Genomic DNA, 5,125 nt, shown 5'->3' with positions numbered 1-5,125 from the left:
GCTTTTAGCTATACCGAAAAAATCATTCACTCCTATAGTCTTAATACTAAAATAGATAATGAAAAGACCGCCTTTACTAAGCAATATAAACTCAGTAAAGGCGGTCATCCCCAGAGTGGAGAATTCCTAACATATTTGAAGTAAGCTATATACTCACATTCTAGAGGATATCCTATTCAGTATTAAGATTTTTTAGCTTTTACATACATAGCCACTTTGTACAAGAACACACAGAGTAACAAGTACATTACAATACTGAGGTATGTTGCTTCCGGTGTTTCAACCCAGTCTTGAGCGAATACATCAACACCTGCAATACGAAGTACGGCACTGAATAAAGAACCAATGGCACCACCAGCTACGAGACCAGATGCAATTGTGCTACCTTTAGAGAAGCGAAGATCTGCCAACTCTTTATCTTTTGTACTATTTTGTACGAAGTATGCAATCAAACCACCGATAAGTAATGGTGTGTTGATTTCCATTGGCAAGTACGTACCAAGTGCAAATGCCAATGGTGGAACTTTTACCATCCACAAGATAATAGCGAATAATGCACCAGCCATGTATAGTGGCCATTGAGCACTACCACCAGTCATCATTGGTTCAATGATAGCAGCCATAGCATTCGCTTGTGGAGCATTTAATGCATGGTCCCCTACGAAGCCATATGCATCGTTCAAGAGGATCATAACACCTACAGAAAGTACGGCACAAAGAATGGTACCAACGATTTGCCATTGTTCCATTTTCTTAGGTGTAGCACCTGTCATATGAGCCACTTTAAGCTCAGACATGAAGTTACCAGCCATACCGATGGTTGTACCGATGAAGGAAGCCATCATTAGGACTGCAATCATACCTACTTTACCAGTCATACCTGCAGCTGTTAAGCATACAGCGGAGATGATAATCATGAAGATTGTCATACCAGATACTGGTTCTGTACCTGTATAAGCAATGGAGCTGATACCTACTACGGATAATAAGAAGGACATAATTAGAACGATTAAGAATGCTACGATTGTTTGGGAGAAGCTTTCAGCATACATAAAGTGGAAATATGCTGCAAATAGAACTGTACATAATAAGATGCCAGCGCCAATCCAAGATGTAGGCACGTCGCGTTGTGTACGAAGCAAGTTAACATCAACGGTTTTGGAACTGAAAATATCAAGTACTGCATTTTTAACAACACTAGCTACTACCTTAGACATATTGAGCAATCCGATGATACCTGCCATAGCAAGCATACCGATACCAATATGGCGAACATAGTCTAAGAATACTTTGCGAATAGGAGCTTCTGCAAGTGGAACTGCATGCCCATTGATTTGCATGATATGTTCCGGAGCTAAATAGTATACGATTGGAATACATACGAACCAAGAGAAGAAGGAACCAGCTGCGATAATAGCTGCATAACGCAAGCCTGTGAAGTAACCAAGGCCAAGCAACGCAGCATCTGTATCTACAGCAGCATTTAACTTAGTCGAATCTGCTAGAGCAGACCCCCATTTAAATGCGGTAGTACGGATAACCTCTTCCCACCAGCCGAGGCTGTTAAGAATAAAGTCATATACAAGAGCGATAAGACCAGAACCAAGCATGAGTTTCGCTTTGCTACCTTCATTACTCATTAGCACTTCAGCAGCAGCACGACCACTTGGGAACGGATACACATAGTGCATTTCCTCAACAAAGTAGCGACGGAACATAACGCATAATAGAACACCAAGTACGCCACCAAGGATAATAGGAATCGCCATTTGTACAAAGGTTACATCTGTAACATTCCAAATGTATAGAGCTGGTAAGAAGAACATGGCACCAGCTAATGTGTTCGTACTAGAACTAGCGATAGCCTGAATGTGAACCGTTTCGGCAAAAGCATTTTGCCGTTTCAAAATAACTGCTGTACCCATAGCAAGTACAGATACTGGAGCAAAGGCATCTACTGTTTGACCAATTTTCAAACATAAATAACCTACAGCCAGTGTGAAAATTGCCGCATAGAATAGGCCCCAGAATACTACATATGAGTTAATCTCTACGTAATCCTTCTTAGGATCCAATACGGGTTCTACGGGCGGAATAGAACGAGTTTCGTCCGACATGGTAAAACCTCCTCACAGAAAATGTACAAACGTATAACTATTCACCTTTATACTAACACGGCACTATATATGGTTCAATGGTTTTCTATGCATTATGCGAATAAAATATCACACCTTCCATAAATATTTATTTTGCATTTTCATCCCCTCTGTTCTACAATGAAAGTATATTAAGAACCTTTATTATATACAGTATTTATATCAATATGTATAACATGTATGTTTACTTACGAGGAGGCTCATTATGGAATCAATGGTCGAACGTTTTGTACGCTATACAAGCATAAATACACGGTCTAACGAGGAAAGTACAACAATTCCTAGTACTCAAACTCAAGTAGACTTTGCTACTAATGTGCTCGTTCCTGATTTAAAAGCAATCGGTTTAGATGAAGTGATTTACAACCGTGAAAATGGTTTTGTTATTGGCACATTAAATGCTAATACAGATGAAAAAGCACCTGCTATTGGCTTTATTGCTCATATGGATACAGCTGATTACAACGCAGAAAATATTAAACCCCGCATTGTAGAAAACTATGATGGCAGCGATATTTGCCTCAACGAAGAGCATCAAATCTACACACGTCGTGCAGATTTCCCTAATTTAAAGAACTATATTGGTAAATCCTTGGTAGTAACCGATGGTCTTACACTACTAGGCGGTGACGACAAAGCTGGCATCTGCGAAATCATGGAAGCCCTCGCCTACCTCGTAGCTCATCCAGAAATCAAGCACGGTAAAATCATGTGTGCCTTTGGTCCAGATGAAGAAATCGGTACCGGTGCAGATCACTTTGATGTCAAAGAATTTCCTGTTGATTTTGCTTATACTATTGATGGTGAAAGCCTTGGTCAACTTGAATACGAAACATTTAATGCTGCTGGCGGCACAGTTACATTAAAAGGTGTATCTGTTCATACAGGCACAGCTAAAGGCATTATGATTAACTGTGCTAAATTAGCAATGCAATTCGATGCTCTATTGCCAGGTGCTGCTGTTCCAGAACACACATGCGGTCGCCAAGGTTTCTTTATGCTCATGAGCATGGAAACTCAAGTAGATACCGGTAAAATGAACTATATCATACGCGACCATGACAAAGAATTGTTCGAAGCGAAAAAAGCATTCTTCTTACAAGCTGGTCAAACATTAAACGAAATCTATGGCCGCGAAGTATGTGAAGTATCCGTAAAAGATCAATATTTCAATATGTACGATATCATCAAAGACAACATGGAATGTGTCAACGTAGCTAAAGCAGCTATGGAAAAAGCAGGTATCACTCCTATTTGCGACCCTATCCGTGGCGGTACAGATGGTTCTAAAATTTCCTTCATGGGCATCCCTACCCCTAATATCTTTACTGGCGTAGAAAACCTACATGGTCGTCACGAATTTGCATGTATTGATGACATGAAAAAAGCTGTAGAAATTATCGTAAACATCGTTAATATTGAGAAATAATAGATTACGATGTAACTTCTCATGCACCTATACTACTACATGGCATTTGAAGGATATTTAAATACTAAACTAGTAATATAGAATACAATGGAATTCTAAGATACCTTAACACAAAAAAGGACTATACGAGATATCTCGTATAGTCCTTTTAATTTAGTTGTAAAATCTGCCTGCTAGAACCAGTCTGAATTCACCAGAATCATAACTTACATTCTATGCAAGTTTGCCATTGCGTTTACGATTTCTGATTTGTTCTTCTTCAGCGCGAGCTTTCAAAGAAAGATCTTTTTCAGTACCTACATAACGGCCATAGAGGAAATAATAAGCAACGAATGCAAGAAGTGCCACTACAACAGTAACATGGAACATACTTGTATAACCGACTACCTCTTTAATAGCACCTAAAATATATGGACCAAAACCTAAGCCCATATCTAAGGCAATGAAGTATGTAGATGTGGCAACACCAATGCGGTGAACAGGAACAATTTTAACAGTTACTGCTTGACCGTTTGACATAAATGTACCGTAACCAAGGCCAACAAACACCGCAGATAAGAGTATAAGCCATGTAGAGTGAGCGATGGACAACAAGAAAATACCAAGTGCTAAAGATATGAAGCAAGGGTAAAGAACGAAGTTTTCCCCTTTCATATCAAATACAATACCAAGTAATGGTCTTGTTATCGTAATAACTACAGCATATACAACGAAGAAGAATGTACCTGCTAAGATAAGGTTTAAATCTTTTGTATAAGCGGCCATAAAACCGATAACACCAGAGTATGCAAAACCTACTAGTATAGAAACAAGACTAATAGAATTCATACGTGGTTCGATATAATCGGAAATTTTAATGCCTTTATGTTCTTCAGAATCAATATCGAGCTTAGGTTCATCAAATTTCATGATAACGGAACCGATACCACAAAGGATGATAAGAGCAACACAGAAGGCGATGATAAAGTCATAGCCTAGGCTATGAAGCATCAAAATACCTAAAAACGGACCTACTGCAGCGGCAAGAGATGTAGACAAACCATAGTAGTTAATCCCTTCACCACGACGTGACATTGGAATAATAGCGGCTACGATTGTACTTGTAGCTGTAGATGTAATACCGTAAGCAAAACCATTTAAGAAACGAACACTGTCGAGCATCAATAAATTAGGTGTGTAGAAGTACATAGCTGTGGAAATTAAGTAAATCAACAAACCTAAGTACAACATCTTACGACAGCCTAAAATACTAATAAACCGCCCTGCTAACAAACGAGCAACAACAGTACCAATAATATAAATACCAACGGCCAAGCCAGCTTGACTTGCTGTGGCATGAAGATTATCCTTTGCTACTACCGCAATAATAACGATTAATAAATAATAAATCAAAAATACTAAGAAATTAATCAAAGTATCAAGGACAAAGGATCTTGTCCATAAGGCCTCTTTAGCCTTATCCATAATATCAACTCCATTTTCTTAAACTATTGTCAACCATTTGCAACAACGATTAATTATAAACCTCTCACTCTAAAAA

At 38.8% G+C, this 5,125-nt stretch carries 3 protein-coding genes; 1 reads left to right on the top strand and 2 read right to left on the bottom strand.

The genetic code is table 11. The features are described from left to right. Positions 1–182: 182 nt before the first annotated feature. Positions 183–2,117, bottom strand: a complete 1,935-nt coding sequence (locus QZ334_RS06725; protein ID WP_295233029.1) for an OPT family oligopeptide transporter — start codon at positions 2,115–2,117, stop codon at positions 183–185. A 244-nt stretch (positions 2,118–2,361) separates the two neighbouring features. Between QZ334_RS06725 and pepT the strand changes: the two genes are divergently transcribed. Beyond that, entirely contained in the window at positions 2,362–3,585 is a 1,224-nt protein-coding gene (gene pepT, locus QZ334_RS06720; protein WP_295233026.1) for a peptidase T, read from the top strand. A gap of 213 nt (positions 3,586–3,798) precedes the next feature. Here the strand turns inward: pepT and QZ334_RS06715 are convergent, their stop codons facing one another. Then, positions 3,799–5,049 carry an MFS transporter gene (locus QZ334_RS06715; RefSeq protein WP_213467667.1) on the bottom strand — a complete coding sequence of 417 codons (1,251 nt, stop codon included), beginning with the start codon at positions 5,047–5,049 and terminating at the stop codon, positions 3,799–3,801. Between the last annotated feature and the right edge of the window lie 76 nt (positions 5,050–5,125).

This window comes from Veillonella sp. (genome assembly GCF_019414865.1).
Lineage (GTDB): Bacteria > Bacillota > Negativicutes > Veillonellales > Veillonellaceae > Veillonella.
Note: the sequence above shows the minus strand (reverse complement) of the source record. Positions and strands in the feature narration are given on the sequence as shown.

Coding starts and splice junctions, on each gene's coding strand:
- QZ334_RS06725 (WP_295233029.1), bottom strand. CDS start 2,117: ATGTCGGACGAAACTCGTTCTATTCCGCCCGTAGAACCCGTATTGGAT.
- pepT (WP_295233026.1), top strand. CDS start 2,362: ATGGAATCAATGGTCGAACGTTTTGTACGCTATACAAGCATAAATACA.
- QZ334_RS06715 (WP_213467667.1), bottom strand. CDS start 5,049: ATGGATAAGGCTAAAGAGGCCTTATGGACAAGATCCTTTGTCCTTGAT.